Consider the following 19,664-nt stretch of genomic DNA (forward strand, 5'->3'; position numbering starts at 1 on the left):
ACGGACCTGGCCTGCACCAGACGTACGCCGATCGCGGCCAGCTGGTCCAGCCGGCTGGGTGGTTCTGCTGGTCAGGAGACCTTTAGCACGAGCTTGCCCGTGGTCGTGCCGGACTCGATGCGCCGGTGCGCCTCGGCGGCCTGGTCCAGCGGCAGTTCCTCGACGCGCAGCCGCAGGTCGCCTGCCGCCACGGCGGCGACGGCACGGCGCAGTGCACGTCCCGCCTCTGCGGGAAAGGCGGCGGAGAAGGCGGCCAGGTTGAATCCCGACACGGTCTTGTTGGTGAACCACAGCTCGTTGGCCGGGATGCCGACGTCGTCGGCGCCGCTGGCGTTGCCCATGACGATCAGGCGGCCCATCGGGTTGAGGGCGTCTATTCCGGTACGGCGCGTCGTGCCGCCCACCATGTCGATCACGATGTCGAACCCGGAGGGGTGTTCCTCGCGGAGCACCACTTCCTGGTAGCCGAAGCCCTTGGCGGTCTCGATCTTGGCGTGGCTGCCGACCGTGCCGACCACGCGGCCCGCGCCGAGCAGCCTGGCTGCCTGACCGAGCTGGCTGCCCACCCCGCCGGCCGCCGCGTGCACCAGGACGCTTTCGCCGGGCGCGATGCGGGCCACCTTGTCGAGCACCAGGAACGCGGTGGTGCTGTTGGACGGGATCGCCGCGGCGACGTCCAGGCCGAGGTCCAGGCCGTCAAGTGGGGCGACCAGGTCAGCGGAGGTGGTGACCACCTCGGCGTAGCCGCCGCTGTCGACGATGGTCAGCGCCGCCACGGGCTGACCGACGCGCAGGCCGGTCACACCGGGGCCGAGGGCGCGGACGTGGCCGGAGACTTCGATGCCGGGCACGAAGGGCAGCGGCACCGGGGCGACGCCCTGCCGGTAGAGGATCTCGGCGAAGTTGGCGCCCGCGTAGGCGACGTCGATGGCGACCTGGCCCGGACCGGGCTCGGGGGTCTTCACCTCGGCCGCCCGCAGGACTTCCGCACCGCCGAACTCAGGGATCGTGATAGCTCTCATGCCCACGATCGTGCCGCTTGCCAGGGACGATACCCAGACTCCAGTTATCGTGGGTGTGCCACCACCAGCTTGTCGAGTCTGGTCTCGGTCTCGGTGCCAGGCCGGGGGTTGTGCAGCACGAGATGCAGGCCGGGGTGGTCGTTCAACGGCATCTTCAGGGCTTCGAAGTGGAGGTCGCCGACGTCCGGGTGACGGATCGACTTCACGGCCGAGTTGCTGTTGGTGACGTCATGCCTGGCCCAGATCTCGGCGAACTCGGGGCTGGCCCCGACGAGTTCGCCGGCGATGCGCTCGAACTCCGGGTCGTCGGGGTACTGCGCGGCGTCCGCGCGGAACCTGCCCACCACCTCGGCGGCGTGCTTGGCCCAGTCCAGGCTCATGGCGCGGAAACGCTCGTTGGTGAAGTAGGCGACCAGGCAGTTCTGGTCGGTCTGGCCGTACCCGAAGACCGCGCGGGCGGCGTCGTTCACGGCCACGAAGTTCCAGTGCTTGTTCATGATGTAGGCCGGCCGGGGCATCCAGGCCTCCATCACGCGGCGCAGCTCCGCTGTGACCGAGCCGGCCGCCGTCGCGGCGGGTGGCGGTGGAGTCAGGCCGGCCAGCAGGAACAGGTGCCGGCGTTCGGCGTCATCAAGCCGCAGCGCCCTGCTGATCGCGTTGAGCACCTCGCCGGAGACGGTGATGTCGCGGCCCTGTTCGAGCCAGGTGTACCAGGACACCCCGACTCCTGCCAGCACGGCGACCTCCTCGCGCCGCAGGCCGGGGGTGCGCCGCCGGCCTGCCTCCGGCAGCCCTACGTCGGCAGGGGTGAGCCGGCCGCGCCGCGATCGCAGGAAGTCACGCAGTTCCGCGTGACGGTAGTCATTTGCCACGACTGCCAGGATATGGGCCGAGGGAATCGATCGTGGTCGGCAGACTCCAGTGCTGGTGGCCATGGAGCCGCTGCTGAAGTCCGGCACCCACACCCGCGGCATGGAGCAGCTCAACGCCGATCAGAACGACGAAGCAGAAGAAGACCGGGATTCCAGCCACCTGGGCAATTCTGAACATCACATTTTCCAGCCGGCCTCAGCTCGTACGGAACGTTCGTGCCGGGAGGGAGCTCGGCCGCGGGGCCTTTGATCACCACGGCTTGCAGCCTGTGAATGAGCAGGTTGGCCGCAGCCGCAATCCGGGCGGTGCGTGGTGTGTCGGGCCTCGGTTGCCGGTGGAGTCGTCGGGACGGCGGCGCTATTGCTGGGATGCGTGCCGGTCGAAGCCGCGCCGGTTGTGTGGGCGAGCTGCGCGTTGTGAGGCGCTGGCGGCTGTGGTCATTTCCGCTGAGGCTGCGGTGTTGTTGGAGTCGCTGGCGGCCCGGCAGGCCAGAATCGCGGCGTGGACGCGCTGTCCGCAGTGCGGTGCGCTGGTGTGGGCCGGGGTGAAGCGGCGCGCGGAAGCGGTGCTATTGCTCGGCGCGGTGCCGGACGAGGGACTGGAGGTCGCGGCGGGACGACAGCGCGTCGGATCCGGCTTGTGAGCGTGACGCTTAGCCGTCACCACGGGGTGGACGGGGCGGGTGTCGGTGACGGGTGTGCGTCACGCTGCGGCGGCGAGTGGCGGCTTGGCACGGCAGGGTCGTTTGCGGGTGAGGCGTCGGGTCATCAGGGTGATCGATGTCCAGAGGATGTGTGATTCGCTGTGGCGGGCCAGGCGTTCGTAGTCACGGCAGTTGGGGGGTGTCGATAAGACTGCTGCCACCCGGTACACGCGATTGGGTCAGTGCAGGTCAGCTCTCTTGCTCCGCGGCCGAAACGTCCCGGTACTCCTAATAGCCTGCAGAACAGACGATCAACCATCCCAGATCATTCTGTTAGGAGTCCTCGATCAGGCAGGGCTGTGATGGCGCTCATGACCGGGTGGCGGGGACTACGGGCATGCGCAGTGTCGCCGCTGTCGCGACGAGCAGGGCCGCGAGGAGGACGATCGCCATGAAGACCTGCCCGTGCAGTCCGAGGACGAAGACGGTCCGGTCGGCGAACTGTGGGTCGTAGGTGGCGGTGCCGGGGAGCAGGAGCGCACCGATCATGCCGAGCCATGGGGTGGCCAGGATGGCGGCGGCGTGCAGCAGGGTGTTGCGGCCTGGCCGTAGCGCGAGGGCCAGGCCGGTAAGGCCGAGGAGCACGGTCATCACCATGTATTGGGCGTCGTGGAATTTGGCGTGGGGTGGCCAGGCCGGGTTGAAGGCGTGCTGTGCCGCCAGGTCGGGGATGACGAGGTCGGCGAGCACGGCGCTGACCGTCGTGATCGCTGCGACGGCGATGATCAGGATTCGGGGGAGGGGCATCAGATCGTCCAGGTGTAGGCGGGGGTGAGTGAGCGGGCGAAGAACGCGTTCGGGAGGAGCGGGAGAACCGCGTCCCGCAGGGTGGTCACCGGCGTGGAGGTCCAGTGCGCGGCGGCGCCGGCCTGGCGCGAACGGCGGACGATCAGCTGGGTACGCGGCCTGCGGTCGCGGTCGTAGGCCGCCAGCCCGTCGCGTACGCCGAGGGTGTCCACCGCGTGCGCGAGCGTGACCGCGTCCTCGATCGCCTGGCAGGCGCCCTGCCCCAGGTTGGGCGTCATGGCGTGGGCCGCGTCGCCGAGCACGGCCACGTTCCCCGAGACGTACGCGGGCAGCATCGGCAGTTCGTGGGTGTCGTGTTGCAGCACCGTCTCCTCATCGGCGGAGTCGAGGAGCGCGGGTATGGGGTCGTGCCAGAGGGCGAAGCGTTCGCGCAGCTCGTCCAGGCCGACGCGGGAGCCGGCCGGGGCGTTGGCCATCACGTAGCAGTAGACGCGGCCGTCGGGCATCGGCACCTGCCCGAACCGTTCGCCCCTGCCCCACGTTTCCACGCTCCCGTCGACCGGCTGAGGCGGGGCGATGAGACGCCAGGTGGTGTAGCCGACATAACGCGGCCCGGGAAGATCGGGCCAGAGGGAGCGCCGGGTCACGCTGTGCACGCCGTCGGCGCCCACTACGAGATCCGCGGTGGAGACGCCCCCGTCGTGGCGGACCGTCCCGTCGGGCCGCACATGCTGAACGTCGATGCCGGGCCGCAGGACCTCGGGCGGCAGCGCCTCTCGCAGCACGTCGACCAGGGCGGCCCGGTGCACGGTCACCCACGGACCGAAGCGGCGTTTGAGGCCGCCGACGTCGTTGCGGATCAGCCAGTCCCCGCGCCTGCTGCGGATCCCCGCCAGCGGGTCGGCCAGCCCACCGGCGCGCAGCCGGTCGCCCAGGCCGATGGCGTCCAGCGCGCGCAGGCCGTTGGGCTGGATGGTCAGCCCGGCGCCCACCTCGGTGAACTCGGCGGCGCGTTCGAGGACTTCCACCTGCCAGCCGCGCCGGTGGAAGGCGACGGCCGTGGCGAGTCCGCCGATACCGCCGCCTACGATGATCACTTTCATGTTCGGGTCTCCTTGACGTTAGTGCAGGCCCCGCTGGCCGGGGGCCCAGAACGGTTTGGTCGTGATCGAGGTCCGTGGCCAGTTGCGTTCGCGTACCAGGAAGTCGCGTACCAGCTGGCAGGTTCTGGCCTCGTCTGCCACGTGGGCGGCGCCGGCGTTGCCCGGCAGGTCGAGTTCGGCCACGGCCGCGAGCAGCACCCGGGGGGCGATGGCGGGGGCGCCGTGTCGGTGGACGCGGCGCAGCGGCGGTGCCCCGGGCATGGGCAGGCCGTGCTCGGGGGTCTCGCTCTCCAGGACGCCGAACACCTCGGCCGAGGCTCCCAGCGCTCTGATCATCGGGCCGAAGGCGGCGCCGGCGGTCTCCTCGCCGATGAACACGTGATAGGCCGCCTCACGGGTGAAGAAGTCGCCCTGCGGCCACCAGAAGGTCGCCCGGTCCCCGGGCCGTGCCGCCCGCGCCCACGTCAGGCCGATGCCGTCGCCCGCATACAGATGGACGCGCAGTTCGATCGCCGTCCGGCCGGGGTCGAGGCCCCAGATCGTGTAGGTGCGCAGTGTCTCGGCCGGGGGCGTAGGGGAAGGCGACGGGCTGGTCGGTTTCCTGCCGGATCCGGCGCATGGCGGGGTTGACCTGCTCGGCGACCGGTGACGGTCGCCTCCACGGCGTACTTGCCGAACAAGCGGTCGCGCAGCGTGCGGGCCATGTCAGGAGTCCTTGCGCCGCCGCAGGTGGGCGGACCTGGACATCCGCCACCACACAGCCGTAACCAGCACCACCACCGCGAGAAGAATCCACCACACAGGCCCACTCCTTACGAGCTCTAGATTGTTTAGATCCATTAAGGAAGCATAGATGCCCTAAGATGTCAACGGCGGCCACGGAACGACAAGAGGGGTGATGATGTCCGCACACACCAGCAGGCGGGAACGGCTGCGCCAGGCCACCCTGGAGGAGATCCACGCGGCCGCGCGCAAGCTGCTGGTGGAGCAGGGATCGGCCGCGGTGACCATCAACGCGGTCGCCCGGCAGGTCGGCATGAGCGGCCCGGCCCTCTACCACTACTACTCCGGCCACGACGAGCTGGTCGGCGCGGTGACCGCCGACTTCTTCCGCGAACTGGCCGCCGTCATGGAGCAGGCCCGCGACGCCCGTGCCGACGCGCCGACCGGCGACCGCCTGCTGGCCGCCTGCCGCGCCATGCGCGCCTGGGCCATCGCCCACCCCGCCGAGTTCGGCTGGATCTTCGCCAACCCCATCGCCCCGCCGAACCGGCGGCCGGACTCGGTGCGCCACCAGGCCGCGCTGCGGTTCGAGCAGGTCCTACTTGACCTGACGGTCGAGCTGTGGCAGACACGGCCGTTCCCGGTGCCCGACCTGGCTGGCCTGCCCGCGTCCCTGCGTGAGCAGCTGACCGCCTACTCCGCCGCCATCGACGGACGGCTGCCGCCCCAGGCTGCCCACGTCTTCCTGGCGTGCTGGATCAGGCTGTACGGCCTGCTGTGCATGGAAGTCCTGCACCAACTGGACTTCGCCTACACCGACGTGGAGCCCGTCTTCGAAGAGTGCCTGCGCGGCCTGGCCGCCGCCCTCGACCTCGACGGCCACGCGACGGCATGACGTCCGACACCGGCTGCCGATCTCACTTCCGTCATGGGGCGAACAGGACACGGGATTCGAGGTCGAGACGCGTTGTGGGCGCGGTGGCCGGCGGGTTGAGGTTGAGGATCCAGTTGCCGAATCGGCGGATGACGTGGGTGATGTAGGGCGAGATGGTGGCAAGGTCATCGGGATCGACGGGGCGGCTTCGGCCGCGATCCGAGGCTCCCATCCTCATGCGCGGGTGGGGCCCATCCCAGCGAAGAGGGCGTCGAGGATCCGGTCGACGTAGTCGTGAGTCAGTGGTTCCTGCGTGATCAGCAGCTGGAAGTACAGCGGCCCCGACAGGATCGCCATCGCCAGCTCCAGATCGAACTGCGGGGACAACTGCCCCTGGTCCCGGGCCGCCCTCAACCGGGCGATGGTCTTGTCCGCCTGTGGCGCGATGAACCGCTCGTTGAGCGCCGCGGCGACCTGCGGCTCGTGCTGGGCCTCGCCGATCAGAGCCTGGAACAGGGGCCCGAAGGGCGGCCTGGCCAGCAGATCGACGGCTGCGTGAATCTGGACCCGCAGGTCGGCGGCGATGTCCCCGGTGTCGGGATAGTCCAGGCCCGCCTCGTTCAGCGACAGCAGCGAGTCCAGCAGCAGCGCGCCCTTGGACGGCCATCGCCGGTAGATGGTGTGCTTCCCGGCCCCGGCGCGGGCCGCGACGGCTTCGATGCTCAGGTTGGTGTAGCCGATCTCCTGGCCCAGCTCCAGCGTGGTCCGCATGATGGCCTCGGTCCGGTCGGCGGCGCGTTGGCTGCGCTTGTCGGTCATGAAGTCACCATAGCGGTACGGCACGTGCCGTGTTGACACATTCTCCCCACATTGGCATGCTGCGCTCACGACACGGCACGTGCCGTACTAACATCGGGAGCCTTCCGTGAGATCGCCAACCACAGCGCCGGCACTACGACTCCACGACCTCGTCAAGACGTTCGGCGAGAAGATCGCCGCCGACCATGTCGAGCTCACCGTCCCCCGGGGATCCTTCTACGGCCTGGTCGGGCCGAACGGAGCCGGCAAGACGACCACCCTGTCCATGGCCGTCGGCCTGCTCAGACCGGACGCGGGACGCGCGCTGGTCTGCGGGACCGACGTGTGGAAAGAGCCGCTGGCGTCGCGCCGCCTGATGGGCGTCCTGCCTGACGGACTGGCCATGCCGGAGCGGCTCACCGGCCGCGAACTCCTCGCATACCTTGGACAGCTCCACGGCCTGAACGCCGGGGAGGCCGACCGGCGGGCGGCCGAACTGCTCGCCGTCATGGAACTCGACGGCTCCGCCGAACGCACCCTGGTCGTGGACTACTCCACCGGCATGCGCAAGAAGATCGGCCTGGCGACCACGCTGCTGCACGCCCCCAAGGTCCTGGTGCTCGACGAACCCTTGGAGGCCGTCGACCCGGTCTCCGCCGCCACCATCAAGAAGATCCTCAAGAGGTTCGTGGAACGCGGCGGTTCGGTGCTGCTGTCCAGCCACGTCATGGCGCTCGTAGAGGAGCTCTGCGACACCGTCGCCGTCATGGCCAAGGGACGCATCGTCGCCGAAGGCCCCCTGGATGAGGTCCGCGGCAGTCGTACGCTGGAGGAGGCCTTCGTCGACCTGGTCGGCGTCACGGTCGGCGGCGGGGCGGGGCTCTCGTGGTTGGGGTCCTGATCCGGATGAAGCTGGCCGTGCTGCGCCACAGCAGGACAGATGCGACGCGGGCGCTCAACGGCCTGGGCTACGGCGTCGGGATCTGCCTTGCCGTCACCACCGTCGTCCTGGCCTTCCTTGACTTCTCCCACCCCCGGCTGCTGATGGACCTGCTCGCGGTGACGTTCGCCCTGTGGGCGCTGGGCTGGGTGGCCGGTCCCATCTTCGCGGGTGAGCCGCCGCTCAACGGGGAGCACTTCCACCGCCAGCCCGTTCCGCGCCGCACGCTGGCCATGGGCCTGCTCGCCGCCGCTCTGGCCGCCGTCACCACCGCCGTCACCCTGCTGGCGTTCGGCGCGCTGATCGTCTTCGCCGCCCGGCTGAGCTGGGTGGCCGTCGTGGTATCGGTCCCCGCGGTGGTGCTGCTCCTGCTCCTGGTGGTGCTGTTGTCCCGGGTGGTCACGCTGCTGTTTCGCATGCTGGCCAAGTCCCGGCTCGGCGGGGTCGTCACCGCGACCGTCACCGCCGCGATGGTCTCGCTGTCCTCCTTCTCCTGGATCCTGATCATCGGGGTCTCCCTGCTGCTGGAGTACGGTTTCCCGCCCGCCTTCTCGATGGTGGTGCGGTCGCTGCCGTCCAGCTGGAGCCTGATCGCCGTTGAGGCGGCCGGCCGCGGCGACTGGCCGTGGACGGTGGGACCGCTGCTCGCCCTGGCCGTGGTCGTAGCCGCGCTGTTCCTGGCCTGGAGTGCCCTGCTCGGACCGCAGCGGATCGCCCGCCCGGTGGTCCGCGGCTCCTCCGCGCAGCAGGCCGTACGGTGGGACCCGCTGATCCGAGCCCTGTTCCGCGGCGACCAGGGAGCCATCTACCTCAAGGAGCTGCGTACCTGGTGGCGCGACCCGGTACGCACCCAGAACATCGTGATGGGCCCCGCCTTCTCGATCATCACCGCGCTGTTCCCACTGATCTTCGGCGTCACCGCCGCCTTCCCGTTCGTCGGCGCTGCCGGCGCGCTGATGGCTGCCGCGACCTGCGCCAACTCCTACGGCCAGGACGGCACCGCACTCTGGCTGACTCTGACGGTGCCGGGCCATGAGAAGGCCGACGTCCGTGCCCGCCAGTTGGCGTGGCTGACCGTCTTCGGGCCGCTGACGCTCGCGCTGACACTCGCCGGCTGCCTGCTGCACGGCGACCCTGTCCTGGTGCCGTGGGCGCTGGCCGCCACCCTCGCCGCGCTCGGCGGCGGTTCCGGCCTGCTGGCATGGGTTTCCGTCGTCGCTCTGGTGCCCGGTCCGGACCCGCACAGAAGTAAGAACTCGCCGATGGACCACGGCGATGTCACCGGCCAGTCGTTCCTGATGTGTTTCCTGGTCATCATCACGATGTGCCCCGCGCTCGGGGCCGCCTGGGCGGGCCATGCCCTGGACCTGCCCTCCCTGCTGTGGGCAAGTGTTCCGGTCGCCCTGCTCACCGGCGTGCTCTGTCATGTGATGCTCGGCTCGGCGGCGGCCAGGACGCTGAGGGACAAGGGGCCCGAACTGCTGCACCTGATGCGATCAGGCAAACCGGCCGTCCCCGCCGGGAAGGCGGGGGAGGACGCCGTCGAGTCCCCGTTCTCGACGATGTCGCGCCGGCGTCAGACGCTTCTGTGGTCAGCCATGGCCGTGGGCATCCTCGGACTGTTCCCGCAGGGCCTGGCACCGTTGGGCATCAAGCTCAACGGCTCGCAGGACAAGGTGTGGTTCCTCGCCCTGCACGTACCTGAACCGTGGCAGTGGCCGGTGATCGCCGTCATGATCGCGATCGGCCTCGCCGGCCTCTGGGCCGCCTACCGGGTGTACCGGACGGAGAAGAGCAGGCTGCAGGCAGCCGCTCCCCGAGCCGGGGCGGACCAGCTCACCAGCGCCTGACCTCAGGTCTCCGCTGCCGGCTGCCTCCCCAGGTGCATCGCCGTCGGCTGTCATCGCTGGGGAAGAGATCGGGGATCATGATCGTCGATCTCGGCTGCGGCGGGCGCCGACCGGTGAGGTCTCCGACAGCGAGGATTTCCTTGGCGCCGAAGGCGCGGCTGGCGCCAGAGGGGGTTGCCGTAGTATCCGCCGAACATTCACCACATTTTGCTGTCCAGCGGAAACGCTGGCCAATGACCGGTGGGTCAAAGCCGTGGCAGGCGTCGCTCCGTGCTGGCGTCGCGCTCGCGCAGCATGCGCAGGACGGTGGCCGGGGACGGATGCCGGCCCCTCTTCTTGCCCGTGGTGATGATGAGCCGGGCGGCGATGTCGCGCAGGCTGAAGTTCTGCGCGCGCAGGTGCAGGGCCATGGAGAGCATGGCGTCGTCGGTGACGGCGGCGCCGATGGTCTTGCCCCGGGTACGGGCGGATTCGTGGCCTTCCAGGGTGCGGTCGCGGATGTACTCGCGCTCCATCCCCTACAGCGCAGCCAGCACGGTGAACACCACGCCGGACGGGTCGTGGCTGCCCTGCAGCTCGCCGGTGAGAAACTCCAAGCCGATGGAGGAGGCGCGCAGCTGCTCGGCCAGGGCGGCCAGGTCGAGGCTGCGGCCAAGCCGCTTGTGCTCGTGCACCACGAGGGTGACCGCGACGCCTGCCGAGCGGAGCTCGCGGGCCAGGGCGACGGCCTTGTCGAGCTCGGGCCGGACGGTGGCGCGGGTGGAGATCTTCTCGGCGAAGACGCGGGTGATGCCGGCGGCCGCCAGCGCATCGAGCTGGGTGTCCAGGGACTGGCGGACGGTGGAGGCGCGGGCGTAGCCGATCCGCACATGCCCGGCCGGTTCGGCGCCGGTGGCGGCGGGGCGGGGCAGCTCGATCCAGGCCGTGCCCGGCTTGCGGACGGTCGGGGTTCGCCACGGTGAGTGTCTTGGCGAGCGCGGGCACGAGCCGGAAGCGGGCGGTGTGGTACTGGACGGCGACCTTGCCCTTGCCGGTACGGCAGGGGAGCCGGCCGGGGCGGCGCAGGAGGTCATCGGGCAGGCGTTCCGGTCGACCCCCCTGTGGGTGCGCCGGCAGTACTGGTTTGTGCCTTGTGTGGCGGCAGGTCGGGTGCCGCGGGGACCGTGATGAGAGCGGGCACGCGGCGGGAGTGGATGACTCTCGCGGTGAACCCGACGGCCGCGATGGCGGCGGGCACGGCCAGGTAGCCGCCGCTGAGCACGAGTGTCAGCGCGGTCAGGGCGGTGGCGGCGACGGCGGTCGCGCGCATGCGGCCGGCGGGCAGCAGCCGGGTCGCCGCCAGGGCGCCGATGAACATGACCGCCGCGAGACAGGCGGAGGTCGCCCGCAGCAGCGGGTCCAGGCCGATCGGGCGTACGAGTGCGACCGCGCCGACGACCGCGATGGCCGCTGCGAGCACGGTGAGGCTGCGGTGCGGGGACGATGCGATCCGGCGGGGCAGCAGTCGCTGCTGCGCGAGGGCGACGCCGAGGCGAGACGCTCCGGCGATGTAGGTGTTGATCGCGCCGAAGGTGAGCACGAGGGCCGCGATCCCGGTGACGGGTTCGGCGGCCGCGCCGAGGCTCGTCCGCATCATCGCGGTCAGCGGCACCGGCGAGGACGCCGCACCGGAACCGACGACCGTCACCGCCACGCTCAGGTAGATGACCGTGATCGCCGCCAGCGTGAGAGCGGTCGCGGTGAGCAGGCGCCGGCCCGCGAAGTCGGCGGACAGGTGGCTGGCGGCCTCCCAGCCGACGAAGGCGAAGATCAGCACACCGACCGCGCTGCCGACACCGCCGAAGCCGTACGGCAGGAACGGCTCGAAACGCTCGGCGCTGACCGCGGGCAGGCTCGCCACGATCGCGGTGGCGAGGACCGCGAGCAGCAGGCCGACCATGACGACCTGCATGCGGCCGCTGGTGCGCAGCCCGGCCGCGTTGGCGGCGAACGCGACCGCCAGCAGCGCGAAGGCGATCACCGTGGCGGTCCGGCTGTCCCAGCCGAACGCGTCCGCCGTGTAGATGCCGCCCGCGAGCGCCCCGGCGAGGGTGCCGATCGGCACGGCGGCGATGAACCACCATCCGACCACCGCGTACGCCCAGCGCCCGATCGCGGTCCCGGCGAAGTGGGCGACGCCGCCGCCGTCGGGGTGGCGCAGGCCGAGCAGCGCGAAGGTGAAGGCGATGGGAACGCTGACGATGATCAGCGCCGCCCAGGCGAGCACCGATCCGGGTCCGGCCGCCTCCGCGGCCAGGTGCGGGAGCACGAGCATGCCCGGTCCCAGTACGCCGCCGAGCACGGTCGCGGTTCCTTGCCAGACTCCCAGCCGGTGTCCTGTCATGGCTGCACGGTAGGCAAACGTTCGGCCCCGTGGTGGGTCAGCCGAACGGATGATCGGAATCCGGTGTCATGATGGGTGCGTGGACGAACTTGATGCGGGGATCATCCGCCTTTTGCAGTCAGATGCCCGGCTCTCCAACCGGGAGCTCGCCCGGCAGCTCGGCATCGCCCCGTCGACCTGCCTGGAACGGGTACGGTCACTCGCCCGCCGCGGCGTGATCAAGGGTTACCACGCCGAGATCGACCCCGCCGCCCTGAACCGCGGTGTGCAGGCGATGGTCGCCGTGCAGGTCCGGCCGTTGAGCCGGGCCGTCATCGACACGTTCAAGGCGTCGGCGGCGAAGATGCCCGAGGTGCTCAGCGTCTTCGTGCTGTCCGGCGGCGACGACTTCCTGCTGCACGTGGGCGTGCCCGACCTCGACGCCCTGCACGCGTTCCTTCTCGACCGGCTGAGCAAACGCCGCGAGGTCACCGGCTTCCGTTCATCGGTGATCTTTCAGCAGGTCAGTAACCCGGCGCCGAGTCGCCTGGCTCAGTCTTCCTAGCCCCGGCACTGAGGATCGGCACGCCGACGAACAGGTCGTCCTCGGGAAGGTCGGCCGCGATGCGCGAGCGCGCCACGGACCTCGGGCCGGTCCAAGGCGGGGTCGAGCACGGTGCCGCGTTCACCGCCCGTGCAGGTGACCACCAGGTCTTCGGCCTGCTGGGACCGGCGTTGACCGACTACGCGGTGAGGCCGGTGCGGTGGCGGGAACCGGTCAGTTCGTCAGGGTGAGCGGATTGACCAGATCGGCGTAGACCAGCAGAGCCGCCGTGATCATCATCGCCAGCGCGGCCACGTACGTCAGCGGCAGCACCTTGGCGACATCGACGTGCTTCGGCTTCGGCCGCCGCATGATCATGGCGAAGCCCCGCTTGAGGCCCTCCCAGAGCCCGCCCGCGATGTGCCCGCCGTCCAGCGGCAGCAGCGGGATCAGGTTGAACAGGCCGATCGCCAGGTTGAAGCCGGCCAGCAGGTTGACGAAGGTGGCGATCTTCTCCTTGTCGGACAGGTCGTCGGAGGCCAGGATCTCGCCACCCAAACGGCCCGCGCCGACCATCCCCACCGGGCCGTCGGGGTCGCGTACCTCGCCGGAGAAGGCCGCGTGCCAGACGCCGACCATCTTCTCCGGCAGGTTGACGATCGAGCCCGCCACCTTCGCCGTCAGCCCGCCCATGTAGCCGATCACCTGGCCGACGCTCTGCTGCTCCATCACCTCGGTGGGCCGTACGCCGAGGAAGCCGACGTTTCTGGGCGGTGTCGCGCGCCGACTCGATCAGGCCCTGCCACGGGCCGGTCGCCGTGCTCCTGAGCTTGCCGGGCTCGTCACCGGGACGGGCCTTCGAGGAGGCTAAGCGCAGAAATCAGCGGTAGCGACCTGGGGCTTCTTGGTCTGTTAGTGATCCGTGATGGCCCGGACTCTCACCGCTCCAGCAAGCCGCCCGCTCAGTTGATCAGTGGGTACGGCGACCGGGGCGCCAAAACCTCGGTGACCTTGGCGATGGCCTCAGGCCCGGGCTTGACGTAGCGCATCGCGGTGCGGGGGTTCTTGTGTCGGGTCTTGCCCATGATGAGCTGCAGCGGCACCTCGGTCTCGCCGAGATGGGTGGCGGCGCTGTGGCGCAGCTGGTGCAGGTCGAGGCCGGCGTACTTGTCCAGCAGGACGCGGACGCGGTCGTAGCCGAGGCGGGCGCGGCCGGTGTGCGGGCAGATGTCGGCGGTCGCGGGGCGGCGGGCGGGGACGGGGCGCCGTTCGGACAGGAACAACGGGCCGTGGGTACGTGAGGTGCCAGCAGGAAGCCGGAGCAGGCGAGGGGCAGCAGGTGGGCGGTGCCGCTGTCCCAGTACACCCATTCGATGGCGCCGCCCTTGGAGCGGACGGGGGCGCGGCGGTGCTCCAGGTCGAGGTCCTCGACGTTCAGCGCGAGGATTTCCGCGGCCCTGGCGGCCGTTTCGTAGAGCATGCGCCAGGGCGCCCGCTCGCGCAGCGGGATGTCGCGGCGGGACAGCAGCCGGTGGATGGTGGTCTTGGCCACGGCACGGGTCTCGTCGGCGCTTTCCTTGCGGCGTTCGGCCCCGGCCGGGACTGACGGGGCGGCCCAGTGCTTCTTGGTCTGGCACCAGGTCAGCCAGGAGGTGATGGCGGCGCGGTTGCGGTTCCAGGTCGCCGGCGCGCATCGGCCCCACAACTCGGCGAGCGCGGCGCCGGTGGTACCGGTTGCGGCCGGAGCCGCTGGCGGACATCGACGCCTGGCTCAAACCGTACCGACGGCTGTGGGCCGACCGCCTCGACGCCCTGGAACGCCACCTCGACGCCACCTCAACCGACTAACCCACCATCACCCCACCACCCACCCACGAGCACAGGACCAACAGGACGGGCACCACGGGCGGTGTCGCGGCATGCAGGACGTTGTCAGCCAGGCTGGCGGCGTTCGCGCTCACGTTCGTCCGCCGCGAAGATCTCTAGCGGTCCGCGGCCCAGTGGACGTGGCCGTCGGGGCGGATCAGGGCCGCGCCGACCTCGCGCCACTCCCTTGGCACGTCGTCGCCCAGTTCCCCCTCGTACGTGGCCGCGCCCAGGCGGTGGGCGCGATCGGCGACTGGGGCGGGAACGGCCGGGCCGCTCAGGTCGAGGAGAATGTGGCGGGCCTCGTGCAGCAGTTGGTAGAGCGTGCGACCGTCGCGTAGCGGAAGGTCGGGAACGCGGGCGCCGGTGAGCGGGTGGGCTGCGGGTTCGGCAGATCCAGCGGCACTGGGGACACCGGCAGGTGGGTACGCGACGTCGAGCGCCGCCAGCCGGGCCGCCAGCCTCAGCGACAGCTCCGGGACCTCGGCGATCAGCTTGCCGAGGAGCGCCCGCAACGCCTGCCCCTCCGGGCTGAAGGCCGTGATCAGCGCCGTCTGCGCCTTGCTGCTCTCCAGCAGGTCCGCGCCCACCGGATGGCGTTCGGCGTGGTAGCCGTCGAGCAGGCTCTCCGGGGCACGGCCGTGAACGACCGCGGCCAGCCGCCAGCCGAGGTTCATGGCGTCCTGGACGCCCACGTTGAGCCCGACGCCGCCGGTCGGGAAGTGCATGTGCGCGGCATCGCCGGCGAGCAGGACCCGGCCCGCCCGGTACGCCGCCGCCTGCCGCGAGGCGTTCCCGAACCTGGACAACCACACCGGGTCCCGCATGCCGAGGTCGCGCCCCAGCACCCGTACGACGTACGAGCGCAGCTCCTCCAGCGTCAGGTCGCCGGCAGGCTCGCCGGGCACGACGCCGACGACCCGGTGCAGCCCGCCGGGCATCGCGACGACCATGACCCCGCCGTCCTCGGCGAGGGCGGACGTGCCGGGCCCGGCGGGCGGGTCGTCGAGGCGGACGTCGCCGAGGAAGCCGTACACGGTGGCGTCGGTGCCGGGAAAATCGATGCCTGCGGCGCGGCGCACCGTGCTGCCGGCCCCGTCGCACCCGGCGACGTAGCGGGCGCGGACCGCGTACGGGCCGTCGGGACCCTCAACGGTCAAGGAGACGGCGTCGGCATCCTGCGTCAGCCCGGTCACCGCGTGCCCCCGTAGCACGCGGGCACCGAGCTCGCGGGCGTGCCGTTCCAGCACCTCCTCGGTACGGGCCTGCGGGAAGAACAGCGTGTACGGGTGCCGCGTGGGCAGCGGCCGGAAGTCCAGCCGGGTCTCCAGCATCCCGAAGTGCCCGTTCGGGAGGGTGATGCCGGCGTCCAGGAACTCCTTCTCGATCCCGCGCATGGCCAGCACCTCGATCGTCCGCGGGTGCAGGGTCAGCGCCTTGGAGTGCGGGCTCGGCCGCCCGGCCCGCTCGAGCACGAGGACCGGCACGCCGGCGCGCCGCAGCTCGCCCGCCAGCCACAACCCCACCGGCCCGGCCCCGACGACGATCACGTCTTCCATGAGGACCCTTCCTCTCTTGGTCAGTGACCAACAGTGTGGCCCGGATATCCTTGGTCGGCAACCAAGAGAGGCGAAATGGGGTCCCGGTGGCGAACACGCGGCGGCAGGACGAGATCGCCACGACCGCGCTCGAACTGCTCGACGAGCGGGGCGCGGACGCGGTCAGCCTGCGCGCGGTGGCCGAGCGGATGGGCGTACGGCTGAACACGGTGTCGTGGCACGTCAAGACCAAGGCGCGGCTGCTGGAGCTGATGGCCGACGCGATCGTCGCCCGCGTGTCGCTGGAGGACCTGCCGCCGGACCCGGCCGAGCGGTTCCGGGAGGTGGCGCACCGCTACCGGCGGGCGCTGCTGGGCTTCCGCGACGGCGCCCGGGTGGTCGCGGGGACGTACCCGGCGGGGGAGCACACGCTGCGCACGGCGGAGGCCGTGGTCGGGGCGCTGCTGGAGTGCGGGCTGGACGAGCGGGAGGCGGCGTGGACGGCCTGGACGGCGGTGTACTTCACGCTCGGGTTGACCCAGGAGGAGCAGGGGGCGCCCACCTCGATGGGCGACGTCCTGCGCACGGCGGTGACCCCAGAGGCATATCCGGCGCTCACCCGCACGCTGGGCCACCTGGCCGGGGGGACGTTCGAGGAACGCTTCGCCTTCGGCCTGGACCTGATCTCGCGTCGGGCCGGCCCCTGAGCTGGAACGCGCGTGGGTTCAGCGGTCCTCGGCGGGCTTGCGGTGGATGACGGCCCGGTCCCCCGGCCTCGCCGCTCCCGTCCCCGAAGCCGACCTCGACGACGTGGTCCCGGCCCTCGCTCTCGACCGGCGGGCGGCGCGTGCAGGTCTCCAGCGTGACGCAGACGTGAAAGTCGGAACGCGTCCCCGCCACCACGCGGCCGGGGGCGACGTGGCCTTCGCACGGGCGGCAGCTGTGGTCGAGCGGCGCCTGGTCGGGAGTGGTGGCGGCGAAGGCGGGCGCCTCGCCCTGACATGCCGAGCCGCCGGGTACTGATCAAACCAGGCAAGGCCCGGGGCTACGCGCCGTGGGAGGGCCGGGCGGGTGGGGGCGCGGCCGAGACGATCAGGACGGTGGCCGGTCCGCCACGTGACCACAGCGAATGCCGCGCCGAGGCGTCGAAGTGCAGCGCGTCCCCGGCGGCCAGCGCCACCTCCTCCCCGCCGATCCGCGCCGCGACCTGGCCGCGCACCACGTAAACCCACTCCTCCCCGGCGTGCACGGCGGTCCGCTCGGGCCGGTCGGCGGTGAGGTCCAGGCGCACCGCCTCCAGGGCGGAGCGCGGGCCGAGGCCGGTCATCGTCGCGTAAGGCCCGTCGGGCCCGTCGTGCACGGGCGCGGTGGCGCCGCGCACCACGTGGTGCTCGGCGGGCCGCCCTTCGCCGACGAGCTCGCCCAGCGAGATCCCGTACGCCCGCGCGAGCTGGAACAACGACCCGATGGACGGCTGGCGCTCGCCCTTCTCCATCCGGGACAGGTGCGCGGCGGAGATGCCGGTCCAGTCGGCGAGCGTGGTGAGTGTCAGCCCGCGCTCGCGCCGCAGCTCGCCGAGCCGCGCCGCGACCCGCTGCTCTGGATCTTCGCCGCCCTGCTCGGCCGGCACGTGAGAGGCCACGGCCGGGATTCTAGCGTCTTTGCCTGAGAGACGAATTATCTTGCCTCAGAGGTTGACGTACCAGCCGGGCGCGTCCCATCCTGGGCACACGCCGAAGGGAGCCCACCATGACGATCTCCACCCAGGACGGCCCGCCTCCCGAGCTCGACCTCGACGAGGCCCCCACGTACGCGTCCGCCCCGGTCGAGGAGCAGCGGCTGCACCGCAAGCGCCAGCTCGCCGCCGCGTTCCGGATCTTCGCCAGGTACGGGTACGACGAGGGCGTGGCCGGCCACATCACCGCCCGCGACCCGGAGCTGACCGACCACTTCTGGGTCAACCCGTACTCCGTGCACTTCTCCCGGATCAAGGTGAGCGACCTGCTGCTCGTCGACGCGCGGGGCCGGATCGCGCACGGCGCGCGGCGCACCAACAAGGCCGCGTTCTGGATCCACTCCTCCGTCCACGACGCCCGCCCGGACGTGGTGGCCGTGGCGCACGCGCATACCATCCACGGCCGGGCGTGGGCGGCGATGGACCGGCCGCTGGATCCGATCGTGCAGGAGTCGTGCGCGTTCTGGCGCGACCACGTGCTCTTCGACGAATACCGCGGGCTGGTGCTCGAACGGGACGAGGGCGAGCGGATCGCGGCCCGGCTGGGTCAGGCGCGCGGCGCGATCCTGCGCCATCACGGCCTGCTGACGGTCGGCCGGACCGTGGAGGAGGCCGCCTGGTGGTTCATCGCGATGAACCGCGCCTGCGAGATGCAGCTGCTGGCCGAGGCCGCGGGCACACCGCGGGTCATGACCGACGAGGAGGCCGAGGTGGCGCACCGCCAGTTCGGCAGCGCCAACATGGCCCGCAACAACTTCCAGCTCCTGTCGTCACTGATCTTCGAGGAGGAGCCCGATGTCCTCGACTGACCCGCGCCGGACGTACGTGCTGGTCCACGGCTCGTGGAGCGGCGGCTGGATCTGGTCCCGGCTGTCCCCGCTGCTCGTGGCGGCCGGGCACGAGGTGCTCGCGCCCACGCTGCCCGGGCTCGCCGAGCGGGCCGGCCACCCGCGCGGCGCGGCGATCGGCCTGGCCGCGCACATCGACGATCTGCTCGCCCAGCTGGAGCGTTCCGACCTGCGACAGGTCACGCTGGTGGGGCACAGCTACGGCGGCATGGTGATCACCGGGGTGGCCGGCCGGGCGCCGGAACGGGTGTCCGGGCTGGTCTACCTCGACGCCTTCGTTCCGGAGCCCGGGCAGTCCTGCTTCGACCTGGTGCCGTGGCTGCCCGGCGTGTTCGCCGAGCTGGCCCCGAACGGGGAGTTCGCCCAGCCGCTCGACCCGGCCGCGCTGGGCGTGGACGACCCGGACGACGCCGAGTGGCTGCGCGCCCGTTCCACCGCGATGCCGATACGCACGCACAGCGAGCCCTTGCCAGGACCGGCGTGTCCCGCGGACCTGCCCACGATGTTCGTCCGCTGCCTGGGCTTCGAGGCGTTCGCCGACACCGCCGCGCGGTTCCGGGCGCTCGGCCGGCCGGTCGCGGAGCTCGACTCCCACCACTTCGCCCAGGTGAGCCGACCCGCCGAGCTGGCGGAACTGCTGCTCGCCGACGTGCCCGCCGGAACGGGGACCGCCGCGTGACCGCCCTGGAGCGGGTCGACCCGCCCGCGCTCTGCCAGCCGGTACAGGGCCTGTACACCCAGGTGGTGATCGCTCCGGCCGGGCGGACGGCGTACGTGGCCGGGCAGGTCGCGCTCGACGCCGCCGGCGAGCTGGTCGGGCCGGGCGACTACGCGGCGCAGGCGCGGCAGGCGTTCCGCAACGTCCGGCTGGCGCTGGAGGGCGTCGGCGCCAAGCCCGCCGACCTGGTGCGGCACAACATCTACGTCGTCGACCACCGCCCCGAGCTGGTATCGGTGATCTTCGGGGCCGCCCAGGAGGCGTACGGCGACCCGTGGCCGCTGGCCGCCAGCACCCTCCTCGGCGTCCAGGCCCTCGGCCTTCCCGGCTGGCTCATCGAGGTCGAGGCCACGGCTCTCCTCCCCTGAGCCCCGTCCATCCTCCCGAGGGCGGCCGCCCCTGGGGGGATGGCGACAATCC

24 protein-coding genes and 1 pseudogene are annotated in these 19,664 nt (G+C 71.3%); 11 read left to right on the top strand and 14 right to left on the bottom strand.

Annotated elements, in window-relative coordinates:
- Positions 1–71: 71 nt before the first annotated feature.
- Entirely contained in the window at positions 72–1,022 is a 951-nt protein-coding gene (locus ABD292_RS12295) for a quinone oxidoreductase family protein (RefSeq protein WP_344207258.1), read from the bottom strand.
- Between the two features lie 44 nt (positions 1,023–1,066).
- Complete coding sequence (locus tag ABD292_RS12300; protein WP_344207259.1) at positions 1,067–1,894, bottom strand: helix-turn-helix transcriptional regulator; 828 nt, start codon at positions 1,892–1,894, stop codon at positions 1,067–1,069.
- A gap of 61 nt (positions 1,895–1,955) precedes the next feature.
- Between ABD292_RS12300 and ABD292_RS12305 the strand changes: the two genes are divergently transcribed.
- Positions 1,956–2,144, top strand: a complete 189-nt coding sequence (locus ABD292_RS12305) for a hypothetical protein (protein ID WP_344207260.1) — start codon at positions 1,956–1,958, stop codon at positions 2,142–2,144.
- Positions 2,145–2,907: 763 nt separating this feature from the next.
- Here ABD292_RS12305 and ABD292_RS12310 read toward each other — a convergent pair.
- The 4 genes and pseudogenes from ABD292_RS12310 to ABD292_RS48940 form a co-directional block, all read right to left on the bottom strand.
- A complete protein-coding gene (locus tag ABD292_RS12310; protein ID WP_344207261.1) occupies positions 2,908–3,345 on the bottom strand; it encodes a DUF6640 family protein in 438 nt (145 codons plus the stop codon).
- Positions 3,345–4,448 (bottom strand): FAD-dependent monooxygenase, encoded by a 1,104-nt coding sequence (locus tag ABD292_RS12315; RefSeq protein ID WP_344207262.1) that lies wholly within the window; start codon positions 4,446–4,448, stop codon positions 3,345–3,347. Before ABD292_RS12315 ends, ABD292_RS12310 begins: the two co-directional genes overlap by 1 nt.
- A gap of 18 nt (positions 4,449–4,466) precedes the next feature.
- Complete coding sequence (locus ABD292_RS12320) at positions 4,467–4,826, bottom strand: siderophore-interacting protein (protein WP_344207263.1); 360 nt, start codon at positions 4,824–4,826, stop codon at positions 4,467–4,469.
- Between the two features lie 87 nt (positions 4,827–4,913).
- Positions 4,914–5,003 (bottom strand): annotated as a pseudogene (locus tag ABD292_RS48940) (siderophore-interacting protein); the annotation flags it as partial.
- Positions 5,004–5,346: 343 nt separating this feature from the next.
- On the opposite strand from ABD292_RS48940, the gene ABD292_RS12325 reads away from it, so the two are divergent.
- Complete coding sequence (locus ABD292_RS12325) at positions 5,347–6,066, top strand: TetR/AcrR family transcriptional regulator (protein WP_344207264.1); 720 nt, start codon at positions 5,347–5,349, stop codon at positions 6,064–6,066.
- Positions 6,067–6,279: 213 nt separating this feature from the next.
- Here ABD292_RS12325 and ABD292_RS12330 read toward each other — a convergent pair whose 3' ends face one another.
- Positions 6,280–6,864, bottom strand: a complete 585-nt coding sequence (locus tag ABD292_RS12330) for a TetR/AcrR family transcriptional regulator (protein ID WP_344207265.1) — start codon at positions 6,862–6,864, stop codon at positions 6,280–6,282.
- Positions 6,865–6,970: 106 nt separating this feature from the next.
- Between ABD292_RS12330 and ABD292_RS12335 the strand changes: the two genes are divergently transcribed.
- On the top strand, positions 6,971–7,744 hold the full coding sequence (locus ABD292_RS12335; RefSeq protein WP_344207266.1) for an ABC transporter ATP-binding protein: 774 nt from the start codon (positions 6,971–6,973) through the stop codon (positions 7,742–7,744).
- Positions 7,729–9,633: a hypothetical protein gene (locus ABD292_RS12340; RefSeq protein ID WP_344207267.1), complete on the top strand. Its 1,905-nt coding sequence runs from the start codon at positions 7,729–7,731 to the stop codon at positions 9,631–9,633. Before ABD292_RS12335 ends, ABD292_RS12340 begins: the two co-directional genes overlap by 16 nt.
- Before the next feature lie 245 nt (positions 9,634–9,878).
- Here ABD292_RS12340 and ABD292_RS12345 read toward each other — a convergent pair whose 3' ends face one another.
- The 3 genes from ABD292_RS12345 to ABD292_RS12355 form a co-directional block, all read right to left on the bottom strand.
- Positions 9,879–10,148, bottom strand: coding sequence for a hypothetical protein (locus ABD292_RS12345; RefSeq protein WP_344207268.1), 270 nt, complete (start codon positions 10,146–10,148; stop codon positions 9,879–9,881).
- A gap of 3 nt (positions 10,149–10,151) precedes the next feature.
- Entirely contained in the window at positions 10,152–10,502 is a 351-nt protein-coding gene (locus ABD292_RS12350; protein ID WP_344207269.1) for a recombinase family protein, read from the bottom strand.
- Positions 10,503–10,702: 200 nt separating this feature from the next.
- Entirely contained in the window at positions 10,703–12,016 is a 1,314-nt protein-coding gene (locus tag ABD292_RS12355) for an APC family permease (protein ID WP_344207270.1), read from the bottom strand.
- Between the two features lie 79 nt (positions 12,017–12,095).
- Between ABD292_RS12355 and ABD292_RS12360 the strand changes: the two genes are divergently transcribed.
- Both ABD292_RS12360 and ABD292_RS12365 read left to right on the top strand, forming a co-directional pair.
- Positions 12,096–12,560: an Lrp/AsnC family transcriptional regulator gene (locus tag ABD292_RS12360; protein WP_344207271.1), complete on the top strand. Its 465-nt coding sequence runs from the start codon at positions 12,096–12,098 to the stop codon at positions 12,558–12,560.
- A 59-nt stretch (positions 12,561–12,619) separates the two neighbouring features.
- A complete protein-coding gene (locus ABD292_RS12365; RefSeq protein WP_344207272.1) occupies positions 12,620–12,790 on the top strand; it encodes a hypothetical protein in 171 nt (56 codons plus the stop codon).
- On the opposite strand, the gene ABD292_RS12370 is transcribed toward ABD292_RS12365, so the two are convergent.
- Positions 12,774–13,268: a site-2 protease family protein gene (locus tag ABD292_RS12370; RefSeq protein ID WP_344207273.1), complete on the bottom strand. Its 495-nt coding sequence runs from the start codon at positions 13,266–13,268 to the stop codon at positions 12,774–12,776. The two genes, ABD292_RS12365 and ABD292_RS12370, sit on opposite strands and share 17 nt — an antisense overlap.
- A gap of 233 nt (positions 13,269–13,501) precedes the next feature.
- Positions 13,502–13,822 carry a tyrosine-type recombinase/integrase gene (locus ABD292_RS12375; protein WP_344207274.1) on the bottom strand — a complete coding sequence of 107 codons (321 nt, stop codon included), beginning with the start codon at positions 13,820–13,822 and terminating at the stop codon, positions 13,502–13,504.
- A 125-nt stretch (positions 13,823–13,947) separates the two neighbouring features.
- Here ABD292_RS12375 and ABD292_RS12380 point away from each other — a divergent pair, with 125 nt between their 5' ends.
- The gene (locus tag ABD292_RS12380) at positions 13,948–14,145 is read left to right on the top strand and encodes a hypothetical protein (RefSeq protein ID WP_344207275.1); all 198 of its coding nucleotides are present in this window, start codon (positions 13,948–13,950) and stop codon (positions 14,143–14,145) included.
- A gap of 376 nt (positions 14,146–14,521) precedes the next feature.
- Here ABD292_RS12380 and ABD292_RS12385 read toward each other — a convergent pair whose 3' ends face one another.
- On the bottom strand, positions 14,522–15,964 hold the full coding sequence (locus ABD292_RS12385) for an FAD-dependent monooxygenase (protein WP_344207276.1): 1,443 nt from the start codon (positions 15,962–15,964) through the stop codon (positions 14,522–14,524).
- Positions 15,965–16,050: 86 nt separating this feature from the next.
- On the opposite strand from ABD292_RS12385, the gene ABD292_RS12390 reads away from it, so the two are divergent.
- A complete protein-coding gene (locus ABD292_RS12390; protein ID WP_344207277.1) occupies positions 16,051–16,650 on the top strand; it encodes a TetR/AcrR family transcriptional regulator C-terminal domain-containing protein in 600 nt (199 codons plus the stop codon).
- A gap of 338 nt (positions 16,651–16,988) precedes the next feature.
- Here ABD292_RS12390 and ABD292_RS12395 read toward each other — a convergent pair whose 3' ends face one another.
- The gene (locus ABD292_RS12395; protein ID WP_344207278.1) at positions 16,989–17,585 is read right to left on the bottom strand and encodes a helix-turn-helix domain-containing protein; all 597 of its coding nucleotides are present in this window, start codon (positions 17,583–17,585) and stop codon (positions 16,989–16,991) included.
- A 107-nt stretch (positions 17,586–17,692) separates the two neighbouring features.
- Between ABD292_RS12395 and ABD292_RS12400 the strand changes: the two genes are divergently transcribed.
- The 3 genes from ABD292_RS12400 to ABD292_RS12410 are packed head-to-tail and all read left to right on the top strand — an operon-like array spanning position 17,693 to position 19,612.
- Positions 17,693–18,487 (top strand): class II aldolase/adducin family protein, encoded by a 795-nt coding sequence (locus ABD292_RS12400; RefSeq protein ID WP_344207279.1) that lies wholly within the window; start codon positions 17,693–17,695, stop codon positions 18,485–18,487.
- Positions 18,474–19,205, top strand: coding sequence for an alpha/beta fold hydrolase (locus ABD292_RS12405; RefSeq protein WP_344207280.1), 732 nt, complete (start codon positions 18,474–18,476; stop codon positions 19,203–19,205). Before ABD292_RS12400 ends, ABD292_RS12405 begins: the two co-directional genes overlap by 14 nt.
- Positions 19,202–19,612: a RidA family protein gene (locus tag ABD292_RS12410; protein ID WP_344207281.1), complete on the top strand. Its 411-nt coding sequence runs from the start codon at positions 19,202–19,204 to the stop codon at positions 19,610–19,612. Before ABD292_RS12405 ends, ABD292_RS12410 begins: the two co-directional genes overlap by 4 nt.
- Positions 19,613–19,664 lie beyond the last annotated feature (52 nt).

The sequence above is a fragment of the Nonomuraea bangladeshensis genome, from assembly GCF_039529455.1.
Taxonomy (GTDB): Bacteria; Actinomycetota; Actinomycetes; order Streptosporangiales; family Streptosporangiaceae; genus Nonomuraea; species Nonomuraea bangladeshensis.